We start from the raw sequence: 26000 nt of genomic DNA, 5'->3' as shown, positions 1-26000 counted from the left end.
GCGTGATCCGTCACCGGTCGGATCGGTGAACGCGGAGAACTCCAACGAGCCGGCCAACTCGCCCTGGTGTTGCCAGGTATTGACGGTGGCGGCGACCTGCCCAGGACTAATCCTGCCCAGGACTAATACTGAAGACGCCGGCGTCGTTCTTTGGTGTCACGCTCATCGCCTCCCTGTTGGCAGCGTTGATACGTGCGGAACTATATCGACAGCGCCTGACCGTAGCTCGCCGCTGTACTTCCTTCGAATGACAGGCGGGTGAGGTCATACGGACGTAGTCCATCCGTCCGCCCCTGGCGAAATCCTGACGGGAACAAACATCCGGCCACCAAGGTTGAGTCACTGAGACTGAACTTTGGAGGTTTGAATGACTACGTATTCATTACCCGTCCTCTTCGTTCCTGACCTGGTCGTTCTGCCCGGCATGGTGGTGCCGATCCCGCTGGACGACGCTGCTCAGGCGACGGTGGACGCGGCGCGGGCGAGTGAGGCGGACAAGCTGCTGATCGCGCCGCGCCTGGACGACCGGTACCCGACGCACGGTGTGATCGCTTCGATCGTGCAGGTCGGACGTATGCCCGGCGGCGGCAGCGCGGCCGTGGTGAAGGGCGAGAAGCGGGCGCAGATCGGCACGGGTGCGCCCGGCAACGGCGTCGGCCTGTGGGTCGAGGTCACCGAACTCGACGAGCCGGAGATCACCGACGAGGTGAAGACCCTGGCCGCCGAGTACAAGAAGCTCGTGCTGGCGATGCTGCAGCGTCGCGAGGCGTGGCAGATCATCGACGGCGTCAACAAGATGACCGATCCGTCGGCGCTGGCCGACACGTCGGGCTACTCGTCGTGGCTGACCGACATCCAGAAGCGTGAGCTGCTGGAGACCCCGGACATCGCCGAGCGCCTCACGTTGCTCATCGAGTGGACCGGCGAGCACATCGCCGAGACCGAGGTGAGCGACAAGATCGCCGACGACGTGCGCAACGGCATGGAGAAGCAGCAGAAGGAATTCCTGCTGCGGCAACAACTCAACGCCATCCGCAAGGAACTCGGCGAGGACGAGCCCGAGGGTGCCGACGACTACCGCGGCCGCGTGGAAGCCGCCGACCTGCCCGACAATGTGCGGGAAGCCGCGCTGCGGGAGGTCGGGAAGCTCGAGCGGGCCAGCGACCAGTCGCCGGAGACCAGCTGGATCCGCACGTGGCTCGACACGGTTCTTGATCTGCCGTGGGACGTCACGACCGAGGACAACACGGACGTCAAGGGTGCCCGCGAGATCCTCGACGCCGATCACCACGGGCTCGACGACGTGAAGGATCGCATCGTCGAATACCTGGCCGTCCGTGCACGCCGTGCGGAGCGGGGACTGCAGGTCGTCGGTGGGCGCGGTTCGGGCGCCGTGATGGTGCTCGCCGGCCCTCCCGGCGTCGGCAAGACGTCGCTCGGCGAATCCGTCGCGCGGGCGCTCGGGCGCAAGTTCGTGCGCGTCGCCCTCGGCGGTGTGCGCGACGAGGCCGAGATCCGTGGCCACCGGCGCACCTACGTCGGTGCGCTGCCCGGCCGTATCGTGCGGGCCATCGGCGAGGCGGGATCGATGAATCCTGTTGTGCTGCTGGACGAGATCGACAAGGTCGGCTCCGACTACCGGGGCGATCCGGCGGCGGCGTTGCTCGAAGTCCTGGACCCGGCGCAGAACCACACGTTCCGCGACCACTACCTGGATCTCGATCTGGACCTGTCCGACGTCCTGTTCCTGGCGACGGCGAACGTCGTCGAGAACATCCCGTCGGCGTTGCTCGACCGCATGGAGCTGGTCACCCTCGACGGTTACACCGAGGACGACAAGGTCGCCATCGCGCGCGACTACTTGCTCCCGCGGCAGGCCGAGCGGTCCGCCCTGTCCGACGACGAGGTGACCGTCACCGACGAGGTGCTGCGTGAGATCGCCGCGAACTACACCCGGGAACCCGGTGTGCGACAGTTCGAACGGCTGCTCGCCAAGCTCCTGCGCAAGGCGGCGACCAACCTCGAATCGGGGAAGGCCACCGCGCCGATCACCATCGACGAGGCCGACCTCACCGATTACCTGGGGCGTCCGCGGTTCACCCCGGAGTCCGAGGAGCGCACCGCGGTCCCCGGTGTGGCCACCGGACTGGCGGTCACCGGAATGGGCGGCGACGTCCTGTTCATCGAGGTCAACTCGACCGAGGGGGAGGCAGGTCTGAAGCTGACGGGTCAACTGGGCGACGTGATGAAAGAGTCTGCGCAGATTGCTCTTTCGTATGTGCGCGCCCACGCCGACGAGCTCGGTGTGGACCCGAAGGCGCTGGACAAGTCGATCCACGTCCACGTGCCCGCGGGTGCGGTGCCGAAGGACGGACCGAGCGCGGGTGTCACCATGGTCACCGCGCTGGTGTCGATGGCGACCGGCCGCAAGGTGCGTGCCGACGTCGGCATGACCGGTGAGGTCACGCTGAACGGACGCGTCCTGCCGATTGGTGGTGTCAAGCAGAAACTCCTTGCGGCACAACGGAATGGACTCACCACCGTGTTCATCCCGCAGCGCAACGAGCCGGATCTCGACGACGTTCCCGCCGAGGTTCTCGACGGCCTGGAGGTGAAGCCGATGACCGACGTCGTCGACATCATCGCCCAGGCGCTCGAGCCGGCAAACCAGGCGTCGACGACGGTCGCTGCCTGACGACACCACGTAGGGCCGACACGCGAACAGCGTGTCGGCCCTACGTATGTGTGGACGATTCGCCGGGCGGATCCGCGGGCTCACCGTTGTCGTCGAGGACGACGATCTCACCGCCCGGGAAGCCGAAGATCCGGGCCAGGGCGGCGCGGATCATGTAGCGGGGGAAGTTCTCGGTGGCCACGAGGGTCTGTTGCTGGATGAGGCCCTCGATCATCGCGACGACGATCTCCGCGGACCGGCGGGGGTGGACGGGTTCGTTGGCGCGGGCGAACGGTTCGGTGAACGCTACGAAGGCGGCGCGCTGCTCGATCTCCTGCCTGCGGAGTTCGTCGTCGAACTGCGACTCGATGAGCAGAGCGTGCCGGGCGTTGACGACGCCGCGGGCCTCGGTCGACATCGTGACCACGAAGTCGGTGGTCGCCTCCAGGATGTCGTCGGTGGAGACGCGTCCTTCCTCGCCGCGCGCGAGCAAGGGCGCGAACGAGGCGACGGCCACCTCGTACATCCGCTTGTGCGCTTCGGTGAACGCGAGTTGGTGCAGCTTCGACCGGGTGGGTGCGTAGTAGTTGACCGATCCGGCAGGCAGTCCGAGCGCGTTGTCCACGTTCCGGTGTGTCAGGGCGCGAAGGCCGCCGTTTGCAACGAGTTCGAGGGCGGCGCGCCCGAACAGGGCGCGGCGATCGGTCATGAAGCGACCATGCGTCGATGACCGTCAAGCATTGGCTACCCCTGTCCCCGATGTGTTGCCGACCCGGACTTCGGGCCAAGTTTAGCTATCAAAGTTCGTCCCGGGGTCATGCAATCCCGCCGCGAACCTTGAGTCGACCACGCTGAGAAATTTTCCGGAGACGGGAACAAACCCTGGTTGTGCGCAGTTGAACCAGTAGAGATTGAGTCACTTACACTCAACTTTGGATTGACTCCGGTGACCATCGACGGTACACATTGAGTCGGTTGCACTGAAGTTGAGTGCGAGTGGGTCTCGGGCGCACACCCATGAACTACTAGGAGGAAACACATGTCCCGTGCAGTTGGAATCGACCTCGGCACCACCAACTCGGTGGTCTCGGTCCTGGAAGGCGGCGAGCCCGCCGTCATCGCCAACGCCGAAGGCTCCCGGACCACGCCGTCCGTGGTCGCTTTCGCGCGCAACGGCGAAGTGCTGGTCGGACAGCCGGCAAAGAACCAGGCGGTCACCAACGTCGATCGCACCATCCGCTCGGTCAAGCGCCACATGGGCGACACCGACTGGAACGTCGACATCGACGACAAGAAGTACACCCCGCAGGAGATCAGCGCACGCACGCTGCAGAAGCTGAAGCGTGACGCGGAGTCCTACCTGGGTGAAGACGTCACCGACGCGGTCATCACCGTGCCGGCCTACTTCAACGACTCGCAGCGTCAGGCCACCAAGGAGGCGGGCCAGATCGCGGGTCTGAACGTGCTCCGCATCGTCAACGAGCCGACCGCGGCCGCGCTGGCCTACGGTCTGGACAAGGGCGAGAAGGAACAGACCATCCTGGTCTTCGACCTCGGTGGCGGTACCTTCGACGTCTCGCTGCTCGAGATCGGCGACGGTGTCGTCGAGGTTCGTGCCACCTCCGGTGACAACGAGCTCGGCGGCGACGACTGGGACCAGCGCATCGTCGACTGGCTCGTCGAGAAGTTCAAGGCGCAGAACGGCATCGACCTGACCAAGGACAAGATGGCCATGCAGCGTCTGCGTGAGGCCGCGGAGAAGGCGAAGATCGAGCTGTCCGCGTCGCAGAGCACCTCGATCAACCTGCCGTACATCACGGTGGATGCCGACAAGAACCCGCTGTTCCTCGACGAGCAGCTGAGCCGCAGCGAATTCCAGAAGATCACCTCGGATCTGCTGGAGCGCACCCGCGCACCGTTCCAGGCCGTCATCAAGGACGCCGGCATCTCCGTCGGCGACATCGATCACGTTGTGCTCGTGGGTGGTTCGACCCGTATGCCGGCCGTCACCGAACTGGTGAAGGAACTGACCGGTGGCCAGGAGCCCAACAAGGGCGTGAACCCGGACGAGGTCGTCGCCGTGGGCGCCGCACTGCAGGCCGGTGTGCTCCGCGGTGAGGTCAAGGACGTGCTGCTCCTCGACGTCACCCCGCTGAGCCTCGGTATCGAGACCAAGGGCGGCGTGATGCACAAGCTGATCGAGCGCAACACCACGATCCCGACCAAGCGGTCGGAGACCTACACCACGGCCGAGGACAATCAGCCGTCGGTGCAGATCCAGGTCTATCAGGGTGAGCGCGAGATCGCCTCGCACAACAAGCTGCTCGGCTCCTTCGAGCTCGGCGGCATCGCTCCTGCTCCGCAGGGTGTCCCGCAGATCGAGGTGACCTTCGACATCGACGCCAACGGCATCGTGCACGTCACCGCGAAGGACAAGGGCACCGGCAAGGAGAACTCGATCCGCATCCAGGACGGTTCCGGCCTGAGCAAGGACGAGATCGACCGCATGATCAAGGACGCCGAGGCACACGCCGACGAGGACAAGAAGCGTCGCGAGGAGGCGGAGACCCGCAACCAGGCCGAGTCGCTGGTCAACCAGACCGAGAAGTTCCTGAAGGACAACGAGGACAAGGTTCCGGCCGAACTCAAGGAGAAGGTCACCGCGGCCGTCGCCGAGGCGAACGAGGCCCTCAAGGGCAACGACATCACGGCGATCAAGGATGCGGTCGAGAAGCTGTCGACGCAGTCCCAGGAGATGGGTCAGGCGATCTACGCCGCCTCCGCGGCCGAGAACAACTCGGGTGCGGCCGGTGACAATGCCGGTGGCGACAGCGACGACGTCGTCGACGCAGAGGTTGTCGACGAGCCCAACGAATCCGGAGACAACAAGTGACAGAACGTGATCCCGAGTTCGGTGCCGACGGGGGCAACCCCGGCGCCGCCGATTCCGAGAACTCGGAGCCGATCACGGTGAGCGACCGGCGGCGTATCGATCCCGAGACGGGAGAGGTACGCCCCGGCGACTCCGCCGGTGATCCGGCTGCCGACGCAGAATCCGGAGATAATCCGGAAGGTGCTGCCGGCGAAGAGAATTCGTCGGACGCGCGGATCGCGGACCTGACCGCGGACCTGCAACGAGAACGCGCCCAGTTCGCCAACTTCCGGCGTCGGGCAGCGGAGGAGAAGCAGGGCTCGGTCGCCTATGGCAAGCAGGTGCTCATCGAGAAACTGCTCCCGATCCTCGACGACCTCGACCGTGCTCGCGAGCACGGCGACCTCGAGAGCGGACCGCTGAGGGCGCTCGCCGACAAGCTCGGTGAGGTCCTGAACAGCGAAGGGCTCGCCAAGTTCGGCGCACCCGGTGAGCCGTTCGAGCCGGACCTGCACGAGGCGGTCCAGCATGAGGGCGACGGACCGGAACCGGTTATCGGTGCGCTCTACCGCAGCGGATACCGGCTCGGCGACAAGGTGATCCGTACCGCGATGGTGACCGTCACCGACCCGGCTGGTGCACAATAATCGCAACCACCATCGGCTGCCCGGCGAAGCGTTCGGACGCAACGCGTCGCCGGGCAGCCTGGTTTCACACCACGAACTTCACATTCATAACCAGACAATCGACATATCGAAGGAGGTGACGTCTGGTGGCTCCACAACGGGAGTGGTTGGAAAAAGACTTCTACAAGGACCTGGGCGTTGCTTCTGACGCTTCGGCTGAAGAGATCAGGAAGGCCTACCGCAAGCTCGCACGCGAGCTGCATCCGGATGCCAATCCGGGTGACACGGCGGCCGAGGAACGCTTCAAGCGGGTGTCCGAAGCCCACAGCGTGCTCGCCGACCCGGAGAAGCGCAAAGAGTACGACGAGACACGTTCGATGTTCGCCGGCGGAAGATTCCGCGGCGGCGGCAACGGATTCCCCGGTGGCGGCGCGGGCACCTACACCACGACCGGTGGTGGCGGTGGCTTCGACATCGGTGACCTCTTCGGTGGTGGCGCGGACGTCGGCGGCGGCGGATTCGGCGATATCTTCGACGGACTCTTCAACCGCGGTGCGGCCGGCGGCTCACGCACCGCGACGACCGGGCGTCCGAAGCGCGGCAACGACCTCGAGACCGAGACGACACTGAGCTTCAAGGACGCGGCGACCGGCACCACGGTGCCACTGCGGGTGACGAGCCCGTCGCCCTGTACCACCTGCCACGGCAGCGGCGCCAAGCCCGGCACGAGTCCGCGAGTCTGCCCGAACTGCAACGGTTCCGGCTTCGTCAGCCGCAACCAGGGTGCCTTCGGGTTCAGCGAGCCGTGCCAGGACTGCCAGGGCACCGGATCGCGTATCGATGACCCGTGCACCGACTGCGACGGCAGCGGCGTCAAGGTCCGTTCTCGCACCATCAACGTCCGGATTCCGGCGGGAGTCGAAGACGGGCAACGCATTCGGCTCGCCGGACAGGGTGAGGCCGGTCGCCGTGGCGCACCGTCGGGCGATCTCTACGTCGTCGTTCACGTGACCCCCGACAAGGTCTTCACCCGCAGCGGCAATGACCTCAAGGTGCAACTGCCCGTCCGCATTTCGGAGCTCGTGCTCGGTGCGACGGTGTCGGTGCCGACGCTCGACGGATCGGTCGGGGTCAAGATCCCGCCGAACACCAGTGACGGGCGGACCCTGCGGGTTCGCGGACGTGGCGTGCCCAAGCGATCCGGCGGGGCGGGCGATCTGCTCGTCACCGTGAAGGTCGCGGTGCCCCCGACCCTCGATGCCCCTGCGGTCGAGGCCATGGAAGCCTACGCTGAGGCGGAGAAGGCGAGCGGATTCGATCCGCGCGCGAATTGGGGGCGGTGACCATGGCGGGGGAACAGGACACCGGCGCGACCTTCCTCATCTCGGTCGCAGCCGAACTGGCCGGTATGCATGCGCAGACGCTGCGCACCTATGACCGTCTGGGCCTGGTCACGCCGCAGCGCACCAGCGGCGGCGGACGCCGCTACTCGACCCGCGACGTCGAGCTGCTGCGCGAGATCCAGCGGCTGTCCCAGGAAGAGGGCGTCAACCTGGCAGGCATCAAGCGGATCATCGACCTGAGCAATCAGGTCGATGCTCTGCAGCAGCGAGTTCGTGAGCTGCAGGGCGAGGTCAATCGCGGTGCCACGCGCCGTGGCGGCGAGCTGGTGCCGATCCCGCGGACGAACGCCCTCGTGGTCTGGCAACCCCGTCGACGACGGTCTGCCGACTGAGTCGTCGGGTTCACCCGATAGGCTCATGTGACTCATACCGCATCGAGACAGGATCGACATGGCCAGGACCAGGGCTTCCGCCGCGGGCGGTGCAGGCTCCTCGCCGTCGGTCCTCGGCATCGCGGTCGTCGAAGATCACGTCGCATCGGTAGTCCGATCAGCCGACGGCGACGTGATCGCCAGCAATCGCATCGACCTGCCGGATGCGTCGGCCCAGAGCGCCGAATCGGCCATCGACGACCTCGTCGAGTCGGTCCCGTACGAGATCGACCGGATCGGCATCGCCTGCAACCGCCCGGCGACCGAACGATTCCTGCAGACCGCGCTGTCACCCGGCGCCTCCCGCCCGTCGTGGTGTGCGAAGGTGCGGGTCGCCGACCTGCCCACCGCGCTTGCCGAGGTCGCGCGCACCGAGATGGGCGCGCGCGGCATCATCGCCGTCATCGATCTCGACCGCGACGCCGTGCCGTCCCCGGGATCATCGGTCGTCATCCTCGACTCGGCCACCGGCGAGGTTCTCGGAACCGCCGAATTTGCTTATGGCACACCGGGACCCGTGACCGATCCGTCGAACGCCACCGAAGTCGCGGACGCCGTGACCTCGGCGCCGGGCGGGTCGTCGGTGACCTCCGTGGTGTGCACCGGTCCTGGTGCGGAGACCCCGGGCATCGCCGAAGCACTCGAATACGCTCTCGCGCGGCCGGTCACCGTGCTCGATGATCCGGCTCTCGCGCCGGCCGTCGGTGCCGCGATGGTCGCGACCCGGCCGGTGGCCGCGGCCCGCGGACTCTCCCGCCGGAGCTGGTGGCTGATCGCGGCCGCCGTCATCGGTGCGCTGGCCGTCGGTGCACTCGCGACCGCGGCCTTCGCCGTGGGGGCGGGCACCGAACGGGAGGCCGCGCCGACCACCGTCACCGTGACCGAGACCCCGAAGGCGGCGACCATCGTCCGGACGCCGCGTCCGGTGACCCGGACCGAGACCGAACGGGTGACGGTCAGCCCCGACAGAGGCGACCCGGAGACGGTCACGCGGAGTACCACCGTGACGAAGACGGTCACCGAGGCCGGCCCACCTCCGCCGACGGTCACCGTGACCGTGACCCAGACGTTTCCGGGGCAACCGTCCGGCGGATACGCGCCGTAGAGCCGAGGCCGCCCGCGTCAGTCGACCGGGTCGTGCTGGATGCGACTCGTCCGGACCCCGGAGATCACCAGCCCACGCTGAGTGTTCTCGATCATCTGCGGTGAACCGGCGATGAGGACCTGATGGTCGAACCACGGTCCGGAATTCAGCACCACGTCGACGAGGGTGCCGATCCGGTGGTCGATGCCCAGTGACTCCGGACTGGCGACCGAGTTGATCCACCACGGGTCGGTGCTCTCCTCCGACACCGCGGTGACGGTCAGCCAGGGGTTGGTGGTCGCGATGCGGCGCAGGACCGCCAGGTCGTACAGCTCGCCCGGATAACGCACACCGTAGAAGATGTGTGTCCGTGGGGAATCGGCGCGCTTGGACATCTCGATGATGAGCGCGCGCAACGGGGCGAGTCCGGTGCCGCCGGCGACCATCAGGACCTCGCGGTCCGGCTCGATGTGCAAGGTGCCGTGCGGCTGTGCGAAATACCAGACATCGCCGGGCCGGGTCTCGGCCACGATCGCTCCGCTGACGTTGCCGCCCGGTACCGCCCGAACGTGGAACTCGAGTTCGCCGTTCGGGTTCGGCGGGATCGACGGCGACAGGTGACGCCACTCCTTGGGCCGCTGCGGTACCTGAACCTCCAGATACTGGCCCGCGGAATGGCGGAGCTTCGAGCCGGTTTCCAGGCGGATCACCGCGAGATCCCGGGTGATGCGGTACTTCTCGACGACCCGGGCCTCCGACAACGCCGGAATGGCGGCGGTCTCCGCTGCTCCGCGCATCACGCCGGTGGTCAGCATCATCGCCTGTGCGACGGTCTGTTCGACGTCGTCGTCCCAGTAACCGTCCATGGCGACGGCGAACTCGGCCATCAGCGCCCGGAACATCACCTCGTAGTGCGCGGGCAGCACTCCGAACTTCCGGTGATCTCGTCCGAGTTGGGCCAGGAACTCGACGAGGTCGGGATGGCCCTCCTCGCGCGGGATGACGTCGAGGACATGGTCGATGACGCCGAAGAAGGCTTTGCGTTGCTCAGTCATCAACGCGGGGAACAGCTCCCGCAGATCCGGGTTGATCGCGAACATCCGCGTGTAGACGTTCATCGAGAAACGTTCGGGATCCTTGTTGATCTGATCGCGGACATGATGCAGCACGTGGCGCGAATGACTGGGCACTGTTCACCTCCTGCGGAAACCGGTCGCCGCGTGGTGCGTCGTTCGCGGCGGCCCTCAGTCAGACTAGCCGTCCGTCGTTCAGGGTCGGTGATCGAGCAATCGGTGCACGCTGACGGATCGCTGTGGCACCCTGACAGAGATGAAATCGTTGCGGGGTGTGGTGCCGGGCATCGTCGATGCCCATCTGCACCAGTGGAATCCGCGCCGCACGCCGTGGGCGTCGACCCGCCTGTCCCGCCTGTACCGATTCGTTCCCGGTCTCGGCGACCGCGTGTTCCCCATGGTGGTCCCGCAGGCCGACCGCGAATACGTGTTGAGTCCCACCACCGTCGCACGCACCTATGAGCCCTTGCAGTACCTGTCGGACGCCTCCGATGTGCCCGCCGTCGCCGGCGTGCGCATCGACACCGTCGTCCATGTCTCCTCCCATTGGCGGGGCACCACCGGCAGCAGTCGTGACGACTCCGCGGACTGCTCATCGCTCAACGAGACCCGCTACGTCACCAGCCTCCCGTTCGATGTGGGGGTCGCGCCGCGTCTCGGGGCCATCGTGGTGAACGCCGATCCCCGCGACGAGGGCATCGGCACACTGCTCGACGATCAGGCCGCGCTGACCGATCGGTTACGCGGCATCCGCTGGGTCACCACCCGGCATCCCGATCCGCGGGTCCGCGAGGTGGCCGACGCCGACGGCATCCTCGCGTCGAGTGCCTTCCTCAAGGGATTCGAGGCCGTCGCCGATCGCGGTCTGGTCTTCGACACGTACGTGTACTCGCACCAGCTGTACGACGTGGTATCCCTCGCGAAGGAGTACCCGGAGACCACGATCATCATCGATCACCTGGGCACACCCGCCGGTGTGTTCGGACCGGTCGGCACCCGCACCGGCTCGAGCGCGAGCGCCCGCGCCGACATCCTCCGGCTCTGGCGGGAACGGATGACAACGCTGGCGGCCCAACCCAACGTGGTGGTCAAGTTGTCGGGACTGGCGCTGCCCATCCTCGGCTACGGCCGGGACCGGTGGGGGAACATCGGCAGCGGCGACACACTCGCCGAGATGATCGGCCCGCTCGTCGCGCACACGCTCGACCACTTCGGCTCCGACCGCGTGATGTTCGGCTCCAATTTCCCGATCGACAAACCGAACACCTCACTGGAGATGACCGTCGGCACGTTGATCGACCTGGTCGAGCCGCGTGGGGACTACGCGTTGCGCAACGTGTTCCGGGACACCGCCCGGCGCGTGTACCGGATCGAGGACTGAGATGACCGACATCGACGGCCTGGCCGCCGCACTACCCGAGGGCATGGTGGTCACCGACCCCGACATTCTCGAGGGCTACCGGCAGGACCGGGCGCAGGACCCGGATGCCGGAACCGCGCTCGCGGTGATCCGCCCGACGACCACGGAGCAGGTGCAGACCGTGGTCCGCTGGTGCGGCGAACATCAGGTCCCGATCATCACCCGTGGTGCCGGTACCAGCCTGTCCGGCGGCGCCACCGCCGTCGACGGCGCGGTGATGCTCTCGACGGAGAAGATGCGTGAGCTCACCATCGATACCGCGACCCGGACCGCGGTCAGTCAGCCCGGCCTGCTCAACGCCGAGGTGAAGGCCGCCGCCGCGGAACACGGCCTCTGGTATCCACCGGATCCGTCGTCCTTCGAGATCTGTTCCATCGGCGGCAATGTCGCCACCAACGCGGGTGGGCTCTGCTGCGTCAAGTACGGCGTCACCACCGACTACGTGCTCGGCCTCGAGGTGGTGCTGGCCGACGGGCGGGCGGTCCGGCTGGGCGGCAAGCAACTCAAGGACTCCGCGGGCCTGCCGTTGACGAAACTCTTCGTCGGCAGCGAAGGCCTGCTCGGCATCATCACCGAGGCGACCCTGCGGCTCCTGCCTGCGCAGGCGGCGGCGTGCACGGTCGTCGGCTCGTTCGCGACCGTGCACGAGGCGAGTGAGGCGGTCCTCGCGGTGACCGCGCGTATCCGGCCCGCGATGCTCGAGTTCATGGATGCGGTGTCCATCAACGCCGTGGAGGACATGCTCTCGATGGGGCTGGACCGCACGGCGGGCGCGCTGCTGGTCGCCCAATCGGATGCACCCGGGCCCGCCGGAGTGGCCGAGGTCGAGATCATCCGCGAGGCGTTCGAGGCACACGGTGCGAGCGAGGTGTACGCCACCGACGACCCCGTGGAGGGTGAGGCCTTCACCGCCGCCCGGCGCGCGGCGATCCCGGCCGTGGAACGTCTCGGCTCGTTGTTGCTCGAGGACGTCGGGGTGCCGTTGCCGCAACTGCCCGCGCTGATCGACGGCGTGGCCGGAATCGCCGATGCCAACGCCGTGACCATCTCGGTGATCGCGCATGCGGGGGACGGCAACACCCATCCGCTCATCGTCTTCGACCCCGCGGACGACGACGAGCGCGTTCGTGCCGAGCGCGCTTTCGGTCAGGTGATGGATCTCGCGATCGGCCTGGGCGGCACGATCACCGGTGAGCACGGGGTCGGCAGGCTGAAGAAGGCGTGGCTGCCCGATCAGGTGGGCGCCGACGTCATGGACATGACTGCGATCATCAAGCGGGCACTCGATCCCCAGGGACTGCTGAATCCGGGTGTGCTGCTGTGAAACTCAGGACACCGCGCTGATGGAGTAGGTGTTGCGGCCCGATTCCTTGGCGCGGAACAGTGCGGCGTCGGCCTGGCTCAGCGCATCCTGCACCAGGACGTGCGTGGCGGTCGGCGTGCCGGCGCCGGGGCTCTTCGGATAGACGACCGCCCCGATGCTCATCGTGACGCGCCGGTCGCCGAGCAGATCCAGGGAATGATTGCGGATGCGTTCGGCCAGCTGCGCGGCCTGGTGAAGATCGGCGGGTGCGGCGATCGCGAATTCGTCGCCGCCGATCCGGCCGACGACCGCGCGGTCGCCCGACGTCGTCTGCAGCATGTCGGCGATGCGGGCGAGCACGGCGTCGCCGACGGCGTGCCCGTGATCGTCGTTGATCTTCTTGTAGTGGTCCACGTCGACGATCGCGATCATGAACGTCGACTGCGGATCGCGGACCAGGCGGCCGGCCCAGTACTGGAAGCCGCGCCGGTTGAGGATGCCGGTCAACGGATCGGAGTTCGCCGAATCGAGGTGCTTCTTGAGGGAGCGCTGGAACTCGATGGTGTAGGTCCGGTGCAGCATGACCACACCGTTGGCGACCGCGAGCGCGATGAGGCCGCCGAGGATGGCGCTCGACGGATTGCCGGCCGGCGGCTCACCCGACACGGCGACCCGGACGGTGAAGACGACGATGACGACGGTGGTGTACGCGATGTGCAGCATCACCAGGCGCCACCGGACGAAATGCGCGACGAAGGCGGCGACGATGGCGAACAATGCGGTACCGAACAGCGCGAACTGCGTGCTCTTGAAGGTCAGCAGGACCAGAGTGATGCCCACGTCGGCGTAGACGACGAAACCGGTGTTCAGGCCACGCCGTGGCGACTCCTTGGTCCACCACATGGTGCCGAGCCGCATCTGACTCATCACGAGGGCGACCGGGATGGTCGTGCTGGAAAGAAGGAGGACCATCACCTGACGCGCGGTCGAATCGCCCGCGGCGCTGGGCGAGAGCGCCGCGAGTACGCCGAAGCAACCGAAGACCAGCACGAAGGCCGCGATGCCGTAGCGCTGCAGCGTCTCGGACAGGCCGACCTGCCCCAGAACCCCGCGGGCATCCAGAGAGCGTGAGACCGGCGGTTCCGGTGGCGTCTCGGGGGCGGAATTCCGACGAAGCCGATCGATCGGGCGTTCGGTGATGCTCACGTCGGTGCGATGTCCTCTACTCGTCTGCGCATGGATCTCACGCGGACGCGTAGCGGTGCCGAGATCCATCGGATGAGTTTAGGCGAGTGAAGAGTTTGCCGCCTCAAATACGGCGCGAACGATCGAATGTGGCACGGCATGGTCGGGTATCCCCACATCCCCTCCTCGCGGGGATACCCGACCATCGGCTGCCGACGGCGACTTGCGCTGACGTCGACACCACCCAGTGCCACCATTGACATTAGACGGCTCTTCGACAACCTACAATCACAGCAACATGGACAACTGACAGGACTTAGTTGATGTTTGATGGTGGTTCTACCCCGAAGGATCTCGATTTACGCCGTTTACGCATGTTCGTGGCGGTCGTCGAGTCCCCCAGCCTGCGCGTGGCGGCCGAACGCCTGTACATCACACAGCAGGCACTGTCGTCGACGATCCGGGAGCTCGAGCGCAACCTCGGTGTCGCACTGTTTTCCCGGACGCGTCGCAGTCTGACGCTCACCGGGGCGGGGGAGGTCCTCTATCAGGGTGCGGTACCACTGCTGGCCGGCGGCGATCACCTCATCCACGATGTTCGGCGCGCGGCCACCGGCGGGCCGAAGCCCTTCGTGATCGGGCATGCGCCCGACCTGGCGACCTCCGAGGTCTTCGCGCTCATCGAGTCGGTGGTGCTGGAGAATCCGTCGATCCCGATCACCGTGCGCCCGATCTTCGCCGAACAGATCCGCGACGAACTGATGTCGGGTTCCGTCGACCTGGCGCTGGGGCGCGGCTACCAGTCGCCGCCCGAACTGGCCGCGACCGTTGCCGCCAATCACACCCTGCGCCTGGCCGTCCACGCGGACAATCCGCTGGCGCAGCGGGACCGGGTCGAGCTGAGTGAACTGGCCGATCAGGAGATCGTGGTGTGGGGCGACGAACGCGACACCGAGTACACGACGATTCTGGTGTCGATCTGCCGCCGCGCCGGATTCGAACCGCGCATCATCGTGTCGAATCTCCTCGGGACACCTCCGCACACGGCGGTGATCGCGCACCCGGGCGCGTGTGCGTTCGTCACCAACCGGCCCGGCTGGATCTACGTGAACCGGATCCGGATCATCGAGTTCGTCGACCCTCCGACGGCGCCGGTGCTCGCGATGTGGTTGCCGCACACGGCATCCGAACTCCGGAACACGATCCTCGCGTCGGTGGCCTAACCGCCGGCCGGTTCTCCCCGCTGCCCGCTGATCGGGTGGTCGACCGGGTTTCTCCGCTGATCGGGTGGTCAACCGGTTCTCCGCCGATCGAGTAGTCGGCGAGCGCAGCGAGTCGACGTATCGAGATCACCGTGCGCGATCTGGAATCGGTGACGTGTCCGATCATGTCAGTGACGTGCCAGGATGCCGGGGAGGTCCGCGTCGACGGCCAGAGCCCCGTACTCAAAATTCCGGTCGTCGCCGAGCCGTGCGGCGATGAAGGCATCGGAGACCGCAGTCGGTGAAAACCGAACGAGCAGAGAGGCTTCCAGCGCCAGGGCCATGGACTCGACGACGGTGCGGGCGCATCGCTGGGCATCGGCCGGGTCGAGCCGGGCCAGTTCGCCCAGTTGGGTGCGGACGCGATCGAGGTGGCGATCCAGCGTGGTGTTGATGCCGCGTGCCAGGTTCACCTCGGCGTCGAAGGCGGCAACCGACTCGGGCTCCCGGGTCATCGCGCGCAGCACGTCGAGGGCGATGACGTTGCCGGAACCCTCCCACACGGCCATCACCGGCTGTTCGCGATATCGCATCGCGAGCGGGAAGTCCTCGGTGTATCCGTTGCCGCCCAGGCATTCCAGAGCCTCGTAGGAATGATGCGGTCCTCGTTTGCAGATCCAGTACTTGGCGACCGCCGTGGCGAGACGGCGGAAGGCGCGCTCCTGATCGGAGGCGTCCTCGTCGTGTGCGCGTGCCAGCCGGATGGCGGTGACGGTCGCAGCCTCGGATTCGAGTGCGAGGTCGGCGAGCACCGCGGCCATCGCGGGCTGATCGGCCAGAGTGGCGCCGAACGCGGCACGGTGCCGGGCATGCCACACGGCCTCGGCCACCGACTGCCGCATACCGGCGGCGCTCCCCAGCACGCAGTCGAGCCGGGTCTGCGCGACCATCTCGATGATGGTGCGCACGCCCCGGCCCGGTTCGCCGACCATCAGCGCCACCGTGCCGTCGAGCTCGATCTCCGACGACGCGTTCGACTTGTTGCCGAGCTTGTTCTTGAGGCGTTGGATACGGAACACATTGCGGGTACCGTCCGGCAGGACACGGGGCAGCAGGAAGCACGAAAGTCCTTCGCCGCCCGGGCCTTCGGCCTGCGCGAGCACCAGAAAGGCATCCGACATCGGGGCCGAGCAGAACCACTTGTGTCCGGTGAGGAGGTACTCGGCACCCGGACCGCCCCTGTCCACCGGCTTTGCCACCGTGGTGTTCGCCCGGACATCGGATCCGCCCTGCTTCTCGGTCATCGACATACCGAAGATCGCCGACGACTTGTCGGCACTCAGGTCGGGAGAGTAGGTGCGGGACAGCGCCTTCGGCACCCAGGATGCGGCGACGTCGGGTTGCATCTCCAGCGACGGGATGACCGCATGGGTCATGGACACCGGGCAGGCATGCCCGGGCTCGATCTGCCCGAACAGCATGAACGCGGCCGCGCGCACGACATGCGAACCCGGTTGCGGATCGTCCCAGCAGCGGGTGTGTGCGCCATGCTGCACCGACGCCTCGATGATGCGGTGATAGGCGGGGTGATACTCGACCTCGTCGATGCGATGCCCCCAGCGATCGAAGGTCTGCAGCACCGGGGTGACGGTGTTCGCGAGGGCGGCATCGTGCTGGAACGACGCGCTGCCCACCAGGGCACCGATCTCGCTGAGTTCGTCGGTGCCCCACCCGCCGTCATGGCGTGTAACGGCTTCGACGAGAACGGTATTCAGGTCGTACTCGTTCACGTCGACTCGAGGTTCCGACTGATTGAACACGCTGTGGGTGACATGCGGTTGCGGATGCGCGTGCCGGGTGGCTGACTGGGTCATGACGGGTTCTCCTGTGCTGCTGGGTCAGTCGGTCGATCCGGCCAGTGGTCGGTCGAGGATCTGTTCGGGTATCTGCAGATTCGTGAAGATGACGGCCACGGCATCCTCGAGCCGGTAGCCGAATTCCTCTCCGGTGGCGGACTTCTGGACGATCAGGCCGAAGACCGCCGACCAGAAGGCCCTGGCCTCCACATCGATCGGCGCGCGCAACTGCCATCCGGTGCGCACCAGTGTGGCCATCAGCGCCTGCTCGCCACGCTCATGCAGGGTGCGCAGGGTCTCGGTGATCTTCGGCCGGAGATCGGATCGTCGGGACACGAGAAGCATTGCGGTGGTGAATAACTCGACATTGCGTGCCTGTGGTCCGAGAAGTGCGCCGACGAGGGTGTTGGTGTACTCGCGGACGGTCTCCGCATGAGCCGCGGCCTCCTCGGCATGACGTCCGGCGCGCAGAACCGCGGCGCAGGCCACTTCGACGAACAACTGCTCCTTCGAGCCGAAGTAGTACGTGACCTGATTCGGGAACACCCCGGCCCGTTCCGCGATCGTGGCGACCGATGCGGTGTCGCCGTGTTCGGTGAACACCTCCGTCGCGGCACGCACCAGCGATTCCCGCGTGGCCCTGCCCGCCTCGCGCGTTGCTCGTCGTCGTGTATCCACTGCGCTCCTGTGTTTGTATGACAAACAATAAGGCATTTGTCCAGGTTGTGGCAATGGCCGGGTCGGCATGCCACACCGGATGGAGCCCGCGACGAGCGCGTGAACTGGGAGGTTTGGCAGGGGCGAAGCATCGTTCGCGATCGACATTTGACTTCGGCATCGCTCGGGCCGAACGTGGTAGCTGAGGCGTAGATCACACCCAAAACGAACGGGCGGTCGGACGCCCGCCAGGATGCAGCCGCCTTGTCCCGAAAGGACTTTCGTCATGCCCGCACGTCGTCTCATCCCACTGGCCGGAGCGTCGATCACTCTCGACAGCGGTTACATCTCCCTGGGCACGCAGGGACCGCTCACCCTTCCGGTACCGACCTTCCTCGTCGAACACGACCGAGGGCTGGTGCTCTTCGACACCGGGCTGGCACCCGAGGCGTGGACCGACGCGCGCGCCGTCTATGGCGAACTCCTCGACATGCTGGCGCTGGACTGTCCGCCCGAGAACACTCTGGAGAATCAGATCACCCTGGCCGGGTATCACCTGTCCGACGTCACGCACGTGGTGATCTCGCACTCGCACTTCGATCACACCGGCGGGATGTACCTCTTCCCTGACGCGGAGTTCGTCATGTCCGAGGTCGACATCCGCTACGCGATGTGGCCGGACAAGTACTTCGCCGGGTTCTACCGGGCCGCCGATTTCGAGAAGGTCCGCGACGCCTCGTGGAATCCGGTTCGCGACGATCTCGACCTCTTCGGGGACGGCTCCGTCGTCATCTACCAGACGCCCGGCCACACCCCCGGTGAGATCAGCCTGATGGTCGAGGTGCCGCAGGCGGGCACGTTCCTCCTCACCGGGGACGCCGTGCACATACGGTCCGGCGCGCAGAACGTCTGTCCCTGCCCGATCGACTACAACGCGCACGACGCGATCGTCGCCATCCAGCGCATCAAACAGCTGGCCGCCGCGCACGACGCGCGTATCTGGGTTCCGCACGACCCGGAGGATTGGGCCGAACTCGCTGCCGCGGGGCCGATCTCCTAGGCCTCGCGGCAGATCATCCGTTCGACTGACTTGAATCGTCAAGAAACATCGCGAATGCTCATCGGGTGAATACGCATCAACATGCGTCCACGTCGGGGCAGGCTTTGGATCCGGAACAAACCCGGGTCTGGACAAGTCTGGGGCGCTTGATGATTCAACTCCCGACGGTTCTCGATGGTCAACTGCGCCGCGATGAGGGCATCGCCCACTTCGACTACGTGGTGATGTCCGCACTGTCCGTACCCGGTTCCGGCAGCATGCGACTGAGTGATCTCGCCGACTCCGTCGGCAGTTCGCTGTCCCGGCTGTCCCACACCATCAGTCGGCTGGAGCGGCGCGGATGGATGGTCCGCACGCCCGACCCCGCGGACGGCCGATGCACACTCGCCCACCTCACCGAGAGCGGTCGGGAGAAGGTGACGCATGCGGCATTCGGGCACGCGCAGATCGCGCGCGAACTGGTCTTCGACGTACTCACCACCGCCGATGCCGAGCATCTCCGGATTGCCGGTGACCGCATCGTCGAGGCCATCGAAGTCCGGCGCAGCCGATCAGACCGCGCCGGTATGGCCTGAGGTCAGGCGCTGACGTTCTCCGCGGCGTCGGCGCTGGGGGCCGAAGCATCGGAGGTGGTCCTGCGCCGCACGATCGGGATCATCGTGGCGATGCCCACGCCGACGAACGCCGCGATGGCGCCGATGAGGAAGCACCAGCGGAATGCGCTGTGGCTGGGCACGTTGGCCGCACCGACGGTGACCGTCGAACTGGTCAGGATCAGCGCCATGACCGCGGACGAGATGGTGGTGCCGACCGATCGCATGAGGCCGTTGAGGCCCACTGCCGCACCGGCTTCCGACGTGGGCACCGCGCCCATGATGAGCGTCGGCATGGCCGCGTATCCGATACCCACACCCGCCGAACAGATGACGGATGCCACGGCCAGTTGCCACGGGGCGTTCATGAGGAAGAATGCACACAGGTAGCCGAGGCCCAGCACGGTGGCGCCGATGACCATGGTCCATTTCGGGCCGATGGAGTTGATCAGGCCGCCGGATACCGGCGCGAAGACCAGCATCATCAGACCGCCCGGCGCCATCCAGAGTCCGGCCTGAATCAGGGTCTGTCCCAAACCGCCCATCTCGGTGGGGATTTCGAGAAGCTGGGGAACGACGACGGCCTGCGCCATCATGCCGAATCCGATGGCGATGGCGGCGATGTTGGTGAGCAGCACCGCGGGTCGTGCGGTGGTGCGCAGGTCGACCAGAGGGTCGGTGTGCCTCAGTTCGAAGGCGCCCCACAGCAGCAGCACCACGATGCCGCCGATGATCAGGCCGATCACCGTGCCCGAACCCCAGCCCCAGTCGTTGCCCTTGGAGACGGCGATCAGCACGCCCGAGAGACCCAGCCCCAGTCCGATGGCGCCGACGAAGTCGAACGGGCCGCCGTTGCCGTCGTCGATGTTCGGGACCAGAGCGAGGATCAGCAGGGTGATGATCACCGCGAGCGCGGCCGACATCCAGAACAGCGCGTGCCAGTCCCAGGTCTGGGCGATCCAGGCCGACAACGGCAGGCCGATGGCGCCGCCGACACCGAGGGTGGCGCTCATCGCGGCGACCGCCATCGAGGTCAGCTTCGGTGGGGTCACCTCGCGCATCAGGGAGATACCGACGGGAATGAAGCCCATGGCGAGACCCTGGATGACACGGCCGACGATCATCGGGATCAGTGAGGAGGAGAGCGCACACACCAGTGAGCCGACGACCAGCAGGACCGCGCACGCCAGGATCACGCGCCGCTTGCCGAGCATGTCGCCGAGACGTCCGGCGACCGGCATCGCGACCGCGGCCGCGAGCAGGGTCGCGGTGATGATCCACGAGGCGTTCGCCTTGCTGGTGTCCAGCAGCTCCGGCAATTCCAGCTGGATCGGGATCATCAGTGTCTGCATCAGTGATGCGACCAGGCCGCCGAAACAGAGGACGGCGACGACCGCGATGGCGTGGCTGGTGTGGCGACCGTCGGTGAGTTCCGGATCGGCGACGGGGTGATTGCTCATGTGCTCGCTTTCTGCAGAGAAATCTGCCGCAGGTAGGCTGTGTACGATACATATGCATCATGCACACGCCAAATCCCGCGTAGATTGTCCGTTTCGGATCGGTGGTTCACGATGTATCCCATGAGGTGCCCGATGTACCGGGCGAGGAACGGAGAAGGCGCACACGATGAGTGAGGACGCGGGCTGTGCCGGCGGGAGACCGCACTGGCCGTCGCAGATGCACCGGGACCTGGTGGAAGAACTTCTCCGTATGCGTCGGCGCCGGTCCCAGGTCGACCCCGGAACGAAACTGGAGTCGTCGGCCTTCGCCATCCTGTGGATCCTTTCCGACGGCAGGCCCCGCACACTTCGCGAACTGAGTGAGGCTCTCGAACTCGAACAGTCGACGGTGAACCGACAGGTCAACGCGGCCATCAAACACGGGTACCTCGAACGCTTCGAGCAGGCCGGACACGTGAGCCGGCTGGTACGGCCGACCCCGCTGGGCACCGAGACCTTCGAACACGACGGGCTGCGGCGGGCCGAACGTCTCAACCGGGTCTTCGAGAATCTGGCACCGGGCAGCCCGGAGGCGCTGCTGCGGGAACTGCGCGCGTTCAACGACGCCTACGACCGGGTCTCCGATCGGTCGACGAAACCCGCGAAGTAGTTTCTCGGCAAGACGGCAGTCATAGAGGAGTAGGGAGAGTCGGATGGGCACGTATGTCGTGACGGGGGCGGCATCGGGGATCGGCGCCGCGACCGCGGAATCACTGCGCGCAGCGGGACATCGGGTTATCGGAGTGGATCTCCACGATGCCGATGTCGTCGCCGATCTTTCCACCGCGGGCGGACGTCGGACCGCGATCGGCGGCATCCTCGGTGCCGCCGGAGATTCGCTCGACGGCGCCGTGCTCGCGGCCGGCCTCGGCCCCGGCAAGGACCGTGAGCGGATGATCGGTGAGGTCAATGTCCTCGGGGTGACGGAACTACTCACCGCGCTACGGCCCGCCCTGGCTGCCTCCACGAATGCGAAAGTTGTTGTATTCGGCTCCAATTCGACGACCGCGACACCATTCGTGCCACGCGGTGCGATTCGCCGGTTGCGGTGCGGGGACGTCGAGGGAGCGGCTCGCGTGCTCCGGCGCCGGGGGCCGCTGTCCGGTGCCGCCGCCTACGCGGCCTCGAAGATCGCCGTCACCCACTGGTGTCGCGACCAGGCGGTGTCGCCCGAGTGGGCGGGGGCCGGTATTCGTTTGAACGTCATCGCTCCCGGGCCCGTGATGACGCCGCTGCTGGAATCGCAGCTCGCCGGCAGCACGGCCGCGCAGGTGCGTTCCTTCCCGCTCCCGATCCGTGAATACGGTACGGCGGAACAGCTTTCGGCGTGGGTGATGTCCATGCTGTCGCCTGCCGCCGACTTCCTGGTCGGCAGTGTGATCGTCGTCGACGGTGGCACCGAGGCCCTGCTGCGCACCCGCGACTGGCCGCGCGCGTTGCCACTGATCGAGACGCCCCGCATGTTGTGGACGATGTACCGGGCGCCCAAGCGCGGCCAGATCGCCCGTTACGGCGACTGATCGCAGATCACCAGCCGGGTGGCAGGCTGGTGAAGTCGGGCCTGCGGCCCTCGGCGAATGCCGTGAGCGCCTCGGTGTTCGCCGGCCCGCCCATCAATTCGGCGAAGGCCGCGGTTTCCCGCTCGCGGGCAGCATCGAGCTGCGCCCGGATCGGTTCGGTCATGGTGCGCTTGACCGCAACGAGGCTGGAGATCGGTTGCCGGGCCAGGGTTTCCGCGTGCTCGATCGCGGTGGGCAGCAGGTCGTCGGGGGTGCACAGACGCCATCCCAGCCCGATCTCGATGGCCTGCTCGGCGCTGATCCATTCCGACGACATCAGTACCCAGGCCGCCTCCTGACGGCCGAGCAGTCGCGGCAGCAGATAGGAGGACGCTGCTTCGGGAGCCACCCCGAGGCTGGTGAACGGGCATTTGAAACGTGCTTCGGTGGAGATGAACGCCAGGTCGGCGAAGCCGAGGATCGTGGTGCCCAATCCCAGTCCGAGGCCGTTGACCGCGATGATCAACGGCTTCGGGAAGGCCACGAGAGCGTCGATGAATCCGGGAAAGCCGAACTGTCCGCGCACGAAATCCGGGTCGCTGACCCGCTGCGCCATCTCCTTGAGGTCGGTGCCTGCGGTGAATCCGCGGCCCGTTCCGGTGAGGACGACGACGGCCACCTCCGGATCGTCGGCGGCATCGAGGAAGGCCTGTGCGGTGGCGTCGTACAAGGCCTCGTCGAAGGCGTTGAGGGCATCCGGCCGATTCAGCGTGAGTGTCCGCACGCGGTTCCGCGTGTCGATCAGCAGATTCATGGTCGAACCGTACCGGGAGTGGCGGATACGGTGGACGGGTGACACGAATCCTGATCTCGCCGGACGAACTCGCCGATGCCATGCTGTCCGATCGTCCGCCCGTGGTGCTCGACGTGCGGTGGATGCTCGGCGACGACCGTGGTCGTGAACGCTACGGCGAGGGGCATGTGCCCGGTGCGGTCTTCGTCGACCTCGATGCCGAACTAGCCTCGCCCCCTTCGCCGGAGCAGGGGCGGCACCCGTTGCCCGACTCTGTGGCGTTCCAGGCTGCGGCTCGTGCCTGGGGTGTCGATGACGACGCGCCCGTGGTGGTCTACGACGACATCGGCAACCTGGCGGCCGCCCGTGCGTGGTGGCTGTTGCGCTGGGCCGGTCACGACGACGTGATGATGCTCGACGGCGGGCTCGGGGCGTGGTCGTCGGCCGGATACCGGTTGTCGGCGGGCAATACGAAGCCGCGGGCCGGTGCGTTCACGGCGACACCGGGCCGATTGCCCACGGCGACGATCGATCAGGTGGCCGAATCGGATTCGGTGCTCCTGGATGCCCGCGCGGGCGAACGGTATCGCGGCGAGACCGAACCCATCGACCCACGCGCAGGCCACATTCCCGGCGCGGTCAGCGCGCCGACCGCCGACAATCTGACTGCCGACGGATTCTTCCGTACCGCGGACGAGCTTCGGGAACGGTTCGCGGCGTTGGGGATCCGGTCCGGCGATGACGTCATCACCTACTGCGGCTCGGGAGTGAACGCGGCGCATCAGATCGCCGCGCTCGAGATCGCCGGTCTGCCCGGTGCCACGCTGTATCCGGGCTCCTGGTCGCAATGGTCCGCCGATCCTGAACGCCCCGCGGAGACCGACTGATCAGCTGTCGGCGATCGTGCTCAACGGCGCCATGGTCACCGTGGTCGTCAGCTCGTCGCCGTTGAGGAACCAGAGCGCGAAACCGTCTGCGGTGCGCGCGGATCGGATCGTGAGATGGTCGGTGGCCGGAACCGGTTTCAGGTACTCGACGACGGTCCGGAACGGCCCCGAGAGCACCTCCGGCCATTGCTGCAGAAACGGCGCAACCGCATACCAGTAGGTGGCGTTGTTCATATGATCGAACATGTCGAAGTCACTGGGCCGCAACGGATGTATCGACTCCTCCGCATCGTCCGGGATGTCCTTCGGGTTCATGGTGCGCCAGCGGAGCCGCCGCTCGATGACGCCCGCGCACCAGCTCTCGAGGATCTCGTCGTCGATGCGGGCGGGTCGTCCGTCGCGGGTGACGTGGATGCTGAAGCTTTCGGTCTCGACCAATCCGGCCGGACGCTCGTCGGGGTTGAACGCGTTGGTGTCCGGGACGCCGACGATCTGCTGCCGCATGGTGACCCATCGCGTCGACGCGGCCGAACACCAGCGCCGCACCGTCACGTCACCGGGCCAGGTGATCGGCTCGATGACGTCGATGATGTTGCGGCTGACGATCCAGAACGGGTTCTTCGCGCCGTAATCGGACTGCTCCATCATGTCGATGGCGATGTCCTGCAGGTAGCGCGCGATCGCATCGAGTCGCACGGTCATCGACGGATCGGCATCGTCGACGCGAATGCGGTACTCCGCGTCGAAGACCCGCGATTCCGGGTGCGCAGGGGGCAACGGGGAGAGCGGCTGGACCATGGTTGCCACCCTAGTGCGTGCCGACCGCCTCCAGCGTGTCGACGTGCTCGTCTCCGACGAGGACATCGAGTAGGAGTTGCGCATCCCGGGGCGCGAATATCTCGAAGGTTGTCGCGTCAGGATCAACGTGGAGTGAGAACGTGTAGAAGGGGCAGCACTGTTGTTCTGCGCCAATCAATTCGGCCAGGGCCGAGATCGTCGACGGGTCGTTGGCGAAGGTGAATCTCGCACCTCGGGTCGGGCCGTCGCCATCGAGTGTCCGACGCGTGACGGCGGTCGACAGTAGTCGACGCCACCGGTCGATTCGGTCACCCAACTCGTCGTTGTCGAGCGAGCAAGCGATGGCAGGCTGCTCCTCGCTGATCGTGCAACCGCAGTCCGGGCCGCAGGGGCCCTCCGGCGCGGGTGTCGACAAGGCTGTACGAGTGGACCGAAGTTGTCGGGCGAACGAGATCAACTCGATGATGCGGTCATTCGTGTCGGCCAGTTGCTCCTCGACCATTGGTGTCAACTCGTCACGCACCGTGCCACACACTCCGGTGTGCCATGCCGGCAGCAGCACCCGGATGTCGTCGAGACTCAGGCCCATGGCCTTGGCGGACGAGATGAAGCCCAGCCGTTCGACCGCCGACTCGTCATAGCTCCGATAGCCGGACGGTGTGCGGTCGGCCGCCAGCAGCCCGGCGTCCTCGTAGAAGCGCAGAGTCGATGCCGGCACGCCGGTCCGCTCTGCCAACTGGGAGATGCGGTAGTTCATGTATCGACGGTAGACCCTCGAGTCGACTTGAAGGTCAAGCCGCGCTTGACGCTCGAACGTATGTTCGATACTGTGGTGTTATTCGCAGGCCATGGGATCGGGGGGGGGGACCATATGACCGCATCGGTCGAACTGTCGTCATCGTTGACGGATTTGTACGCGCAGCTCGAGTTGTTGCTCGACGTGATTGCTGTGGGGTCGTCGCAGGGGTGTCCGGAGGCTGAGCTGGTGGGGCTGGCCGAGACGCATGAGCGGTTGTATCGGCGGATGGCGTTCTTCGGGCACCAACGGGTGATGGACGTATCGGATCGTGACGCCCATCGATCGGCGGGCTGTCGTTCGGTGCAGGACTTCATGGTTACGCGCCTACGCATCACTGATTTTCGCC

At 66.4% G+C, this 26000-nt stretch carries 23 protein-coding genes and 1 pseudogene; 15 read left to right on the top strand and 9 right to left on the bottom strand.

Going from position 1 to position 26000, the window contains the following annotated elements; all coding sequences use genetic code 11:
• The first annotated feature begins 367 nt into the window (after positions 1-367).
• Positions 368-2695, top strand: a complete 2328-nt coding sequence (gene lon / locus AC4JJG_RS15020) for an endopeptidase La (RefSeq protein WP_495398643.1) — start codon at positions 368-370, stop codon at positions 2693-2695.
• A 40-nt stretch (positions 2696-2735) separates the two neighbouring features.
• Here lon and AC4JJG_RS15015 read toward each other — a convergent pair whose 3' ends face one another.
• On the bottom strand, positions 2736-3383 hold the full coding sequence (locus AC4JJG_RS15015) for a TetR/AcrR family transcriptional regulator (protein ID WP_495398644.1): 648 nt from the start codon (positions 3381-3383) through the stop codon (positions 2736-2738).
• 330 nt (positions 3384-3713) lie between these two features.
• On the opposite strand from AC4JJG_RS15015, the gene dnaK reads away from it, so the two are divergent.
• From dnaK to AC4JJG_RS14990, 5 genes are all read left to right on the top strand, one after another.
• Positions 3714-5567, top strand: coding sequence for a molecular chaperone DnaK (dnaK, locus tag AC4JJG_RS15010; protein WP_495398645.1), 1854 nt, complete (start codon positions 3714-3716; stop codon positions 5565-5567).
• Positions 5564-6193 carry a nucleotide exchange factor GrpE gene (gene grpE, locus AC4JJG_RS15005; RefSeq protein ID WP_495398646.1) on the top strand — a complete coding sequence of 210 codons (630 nt, stop codon included), beginning with the start codon at positions 5564-5566 and terminating at the stop codon, positions 6191-6193. The genes dnaK and grpE overlap by 4 nt, the downstream gene beginning before the upstream one ends.
• Positions 6194-6318: 125 nt before the next feature.
• Positions 6319-7515, top strand: coding sequence for a molecular chaperone DnaJ (gene dnaJ / locus AC4JJG_RS15000; RefSeq protein WP_495398647.1), 1197 nt, complete (start codon positions 6319-6321; stop codon positions 7513-7515).
• Between the two features lie 2 nt (positions 7516-7517).
• Positions 7518-7907, top strand: a complete 390-nt coding sequence (locus AC4JJG_RS14995) for a heat shock protein transcriptional repressor HspR (protein ID WP_495398648.1) — start codon at positions 7518-7520, stop codon at positions 7905-7907.
• A 58-nt stretch (positions 7908-7965) separates the two neighbouring features.
• A complete protein-coding gene (locus AC4JJG_RS14990) occupies positions 7966-9051 on the top strand; it encodes a type IV pilus biogenesis protein PilM (protein ID WP_495398649.1) in 1086 nt (361 codons plus the stop codon).
• Positions 9052-9068: 17 nt separating this feature from the next.
• Here AC4JJG_RS14990 and AC4JJG_RS14985 read toward each other — a convergent pair whose 3' ends face one another.
• Positions 9069-10220, bottom strand: coding sequence for an FAD-binding oxidoreductase (locus AC4JJG_RS14985; protein ID WP_495398650.1), 1152 nt, complete (start codon positions 10218-10220; stop codon positions 9069-9071).
• Positions 10221-10359: 139 nt separating this feature from the next.
• Here AC4JJG_RS14985 and AC4JJG_RS14980 point away from each other — a divergent pair, with 139 nt between their 5' ends.
• Together AC4JJG_RS14980 and AC4JJG_RS14975 are read left to right on the top strand one after the other, a co-directional pair.
• Positions 10360-11484 (top strand): amidohydrolase family protein, encoded by a 1125-nt coding sequence (locus tag AC4JJG_RS14980; protein ID WP_495398651.1) that lies wholly within the window; start codon positions 10360-10362, stop codon positions 11482-11484.
• A 1-nt stretch (position 11485) separates the two neighbouring features.
• Complete coding sequence (locus AC4JJG_RS14975; protein ID WP_495398652.1) at positions 11486-12847, top strand: FAD-binding oxidoreductase; 1362 nt, start codon at positions 11486-11488, stop codon at positions 12845-12847.
• A 3-nt stretch (positions 12848-12850) separates the two neighbouring features.
• Here AC4JJG_RS14975 and AC4JJG_RS14970 read toward each other — a convergent pair whose 3' ends face one another.
• The gene (locus AC4JJG_RS14970; protein WP_495398653.1) at positions 12851-14101 is read right to left on the bottom strand and encodes a GGDEF domain-containing protein; all 1251 of its coding nucleotides are present in this window, start codon (positions 14099-14101) and stop codon (positions 12851-12853) included.
• 233 nt (positions 14102-14334) lie between these two features.
• Between AC4JJG_RS14970 and AC4JJG_RS14965 the strand changes: the two genes are divergently transcribed.
• Positions 14335-15234 carry a LysR family transcriptional regulator gene (locus AC4JJG_RS14965; RefSeq protein WP_495398654.1) on the top strand — a complete coding sequence of 300 codons (900 nt, stop codon included), beginning with the start codon at positions 14335-14337 and terminating at the stop codon, positions 15232-15234.
• A gap of 167 nt (positions 15235-15401) precedes the next feature.
• Here the strand turns inward: AC4JJG_RS14965 and AC4JJG_RS14960 are convergent, their stop codons facing one another.
• Positions 15402-17087 (bottom strand): acyl-CoA dehydrogenase family protein, encoded by a 1686-nt coding sequence (locus tag AC4JJG_RS14960; protein WP_495398655.1) that lies wholly within the window; start codon positions 17085-17087, stop codon positions 15402-15404.
• 24 nt (positions 17088-17111) lie between these two features.
• The gene (locus tag AC4JJG_RS14955; protein WP_495398656.1) at positions 17112-17747 is read right to left on the bottom strand and encodes a TetR/AcrR family transcriptional regulator C-terminal domain-containing protein; all 636 of its coding nucleotides are present in this window, start codon (positions 17745-17747) and stop codon (positions 17112-17114) included.
• Between the two features lie 265 nt (positions 17748-18012).
• On the opposite strand from AC4JJG_RS14955, the gene AC4JJG_RS14950 reads away from it, so the two are divergent.
• On the top strand, positions 18013-18786 hold the full coding sequence (locus AC4JJG_RS14950; protein ID WP_495398657.1) for an N-acyl homoserine lactonase family protein: 774 nt from the start codon (positions 18013-18015) through the stop codon (positions 18784-18786).
• A 149-nt stretch (positions 18787-18935) separates the two neighbouring features.
• Complete coding sequence (locus AC4JJG_RS14945) at positions 18936-19361, top strand: MarR family winged helix-turn-helix transcriptional regulator (RefSeq protein ID WP_495399588.1); 426 nt, start codon at positions 18936-18938, stop codon at positions 19359-19361.
• Positions 19362-19363: 2 nt separating this feature from the next.
• Here the strand turns inward: AC4JJG_RS14945 and AC4JJG_RS14940 are convergent, their stop codons facing one another.
• Complete coding sequence (locus tag AC4JJG_RS14940; protein WP_495398658.1) at positions 19364-20839, bottom strand: MFS transporter; 1476 nt, start codon at positions 20837-20839, stop codon at positions 19364-19366.
• A 166-nt stretch (positions 20840-21005) separates the two neighbouring features.
• On the opposite strand from AC4JJG_RS14940, the gene AC4JJG_RS14935 reads away from it, so the two are divergent.
• Both AC4JJG_RS14935 and AC4JJG_RS14930 read left to right on the top strand, forming a co-directional pair.
• Complete coding sequence (locus tag AC4JJG_RS14935; protein ID WP_495398659.1) at positions 21006-21488, top strand: MarR family winged helix-turn-helix transcriptional regulator; 483 nt, start codon at positions 21006-21008, stop codon at positions 21486-21488.
• Positions 21489-21531: 43 nt separating this feature from the next.
• Positions 21532-22398 carry an SDR family oxidoreductase gene (locus AC4JJG_RS14930; RefSeq protein WP_495398660.1) on the top strand — a complete coding sequence of 289 codons (867 nt, stop codon included), beginning with the start codon at positions 21532-21534 and terminating at the stop codon, positions 22396-22398.
• Positions 22399-22405: 7 nt separating this feature from the next.
• Here AC4JJG_RS14930 and AC4JJG_RS14925 read toward each other — a convergent pair whose 3' ends face one another.
• Positions 22406-23191 (bottom strand): enoyl-CoA hydratase/isomerase family protein, encoded by a 786-nt coding sequence (locus AC4JJG_RS14925; RefSeq protein ID WP_495398661.1) that lies wholly within the window; start codon positions 23189-23191, stop codon positions 22406-22408.
• Between the two features lie 38 nt (positions 23192-23229).
• Here AC4JJG_RS14925 and AC4JJG_RS14920 point away from each other — a divergent pair, with 38 nt between their 5' ends.
• Positions 23230-24057, top strand: coding sequence for a sulfurtransferase (locus AC4JJG_RS14920; RefSeq protein WP_495398662.1), 828 nt, complete (start codon positions 23230-23232; stop codon positions 24055-24057).
• Here the strand turns inward: AC4JJG_RS14920 and AC4JJG_RS14915 are convergent, their stop codons facing one another.
• Positions 24058-24855, bottom strand: coding sequence for an acyl-[acyl-carrier-protein] thioesterase (locus tag AC4JJG_RS14915; protein WP_495398663.1), 798 nt, complete (start codon positions 24853-24855; stop codon positions 24058-24060).
• Between the two features lie 10 nt (positions 24856-24865).
• Positions 24866-25612, bottom strand: a complete 747-nt coding sequence (locus AC4JJG_RS14910; protein ID WP_495398664.1) for a MerR family transcriptional regulator — start codon at positions 25610-25612, stop codon at positions 24866-24868.
• A gap of 27 nt (positions 25613-25639) precedes the next feature.
• Between AC4JJG_RS14910 and AC4JJG_RS14905 the strand changes: the two are divergent.
• Positions 25640-26000 (top strand): annotated as a pseudogene (locus AC4JJG_RS14905) (hypothetical protein); the annotation flags it as partial.

Source organism: Gordonia sp. B8661-1, assembly GCF_059427765.1.
This window is presented reverse-complemented; position numbering and strand designations above follow the sequence as displayed.

Coding starts and splice junctions, on each gene's coding strand:
- AC4JJG_RS14960 (WP_495398655.1), bottom strand. CDS start 17,087: ATGACCCAGTCAGCCACCCGGCACGCGCATCCGCAACCGCATGTCACC.
- AC4JJG_RS14940 (WP_495398658.1), bottom strand. CDS start 20,839: ATGAGCAATCACCCCGTCGCCGATCCGGAACTCACCGACGGTCGCCAC.
- AC4JJG_RS14970 (WP_495398653.1), bottom strand. CDS start 14,101: ATGGATCTCGGCACCGCTACGCGTCCGCGTGAGATCCATGCGCAGACG.
- dnaK (WP_495398645.1), top strand. CDS start 3,714: ATGTCCCGTGCAGTTGGAATCGACCTCGGCACCACCAACTCGGTGGTC.
- AC4JJG_RS14935 (WP_495398659.1), top strand. CDS start 21,006: ATGAGTGAGGACGCGGGCTGTGCCGGCGGGAGACCGCACTGGCCGTCG.
- AC4JJG_RS14945 (WP_495399588.1), top strand. CDS start 18,936: ATGATTCAACTCCCGACGGTTCTCGATGGTCAACTGCGCCGCGATGAG.
- AC4JJG_RS14930 (WP_495398660.1), top strand. CDS start 21,532: ATGGGCACGTATGTCGTGACGGGGGCGGCATCGGGGATCGGCGCCGCG.
- AC4JJG_RS14995 (WP_495398648.1), top strand. CDS start 7,518: ATGGCGGGGGAACAGGACACCGGCGCGACCTTCCTCATCTCGGTCGCA.
- AC4JJG_RS14980 (WP_495398651.1), top strand. CDS start 10,360: ATGAAATCGTTGCGGGGTGTGGTGCCGGGCATCGTCGATGCCCATCTG.
- AC4JJG_RS14990 (WP_495398649.1), top strand. CDS start 7,966: ATGGCCAGGACCAGGGCTTCCGCCGCGGGCGGTGCAGGCTCCTCGCCG.
- AC4JJG_RS14915 (WP_495398663.1), bottom strand. CDS start 24,855: ATGGTCCAGCCGCTCTCCCCGTTGCCCCCTGCGCACCCGGAATCGCGG.
- AC4JJG_RS14975 (WP_495398652.1), top strand. CDS start 11,486: ATGACCGACATCGACGGCCTGGCCGCCGCACTACCCGAGGGCATGGTG.
- AC4JJG_RS15015 (WP_495398644.1), bottom strand. CDS start 3,383: ATGACCGATCGCCGCGCCCTGTTCGGGCGCGCCGCCCTCGAACTCGTT.
- AC4JJG_RS14910 (WP_495398664.1), bottom strand. CDS start 25,612: ATGAACTACCGCATCTCCCAGTTGGCAGAGCGGACCGGCGTGCCGGCA.
- AC4JJG_RS14965 (WP_495398654.1), top strand. CDS start 14,335: ATGTTTGATGGTGGTTCTACCCCGAAGGATCTCGATTTACGCCGTTTA.
- AC4JJG_RS14950 (WP_495398657.1), top strand. CDS start 18,013: ATGCCCGCACGTCGTCTCATCCCACTGGCCGGAGCGTCGATCACTCTC.
- AC4JJG_RS14925 (WP_495398661.1), bottom strand. CDS start 23,191: ATGAATCTGCTGATCGACACGCGGAACCGCGTGCGGACACTCACGCTG.
- lon (WP_495398643.1), top strand. CDS start 368: ATGACTACGTATTCATTACCCGTCCTCTTCGTTCCTGACCTGGTCGTT.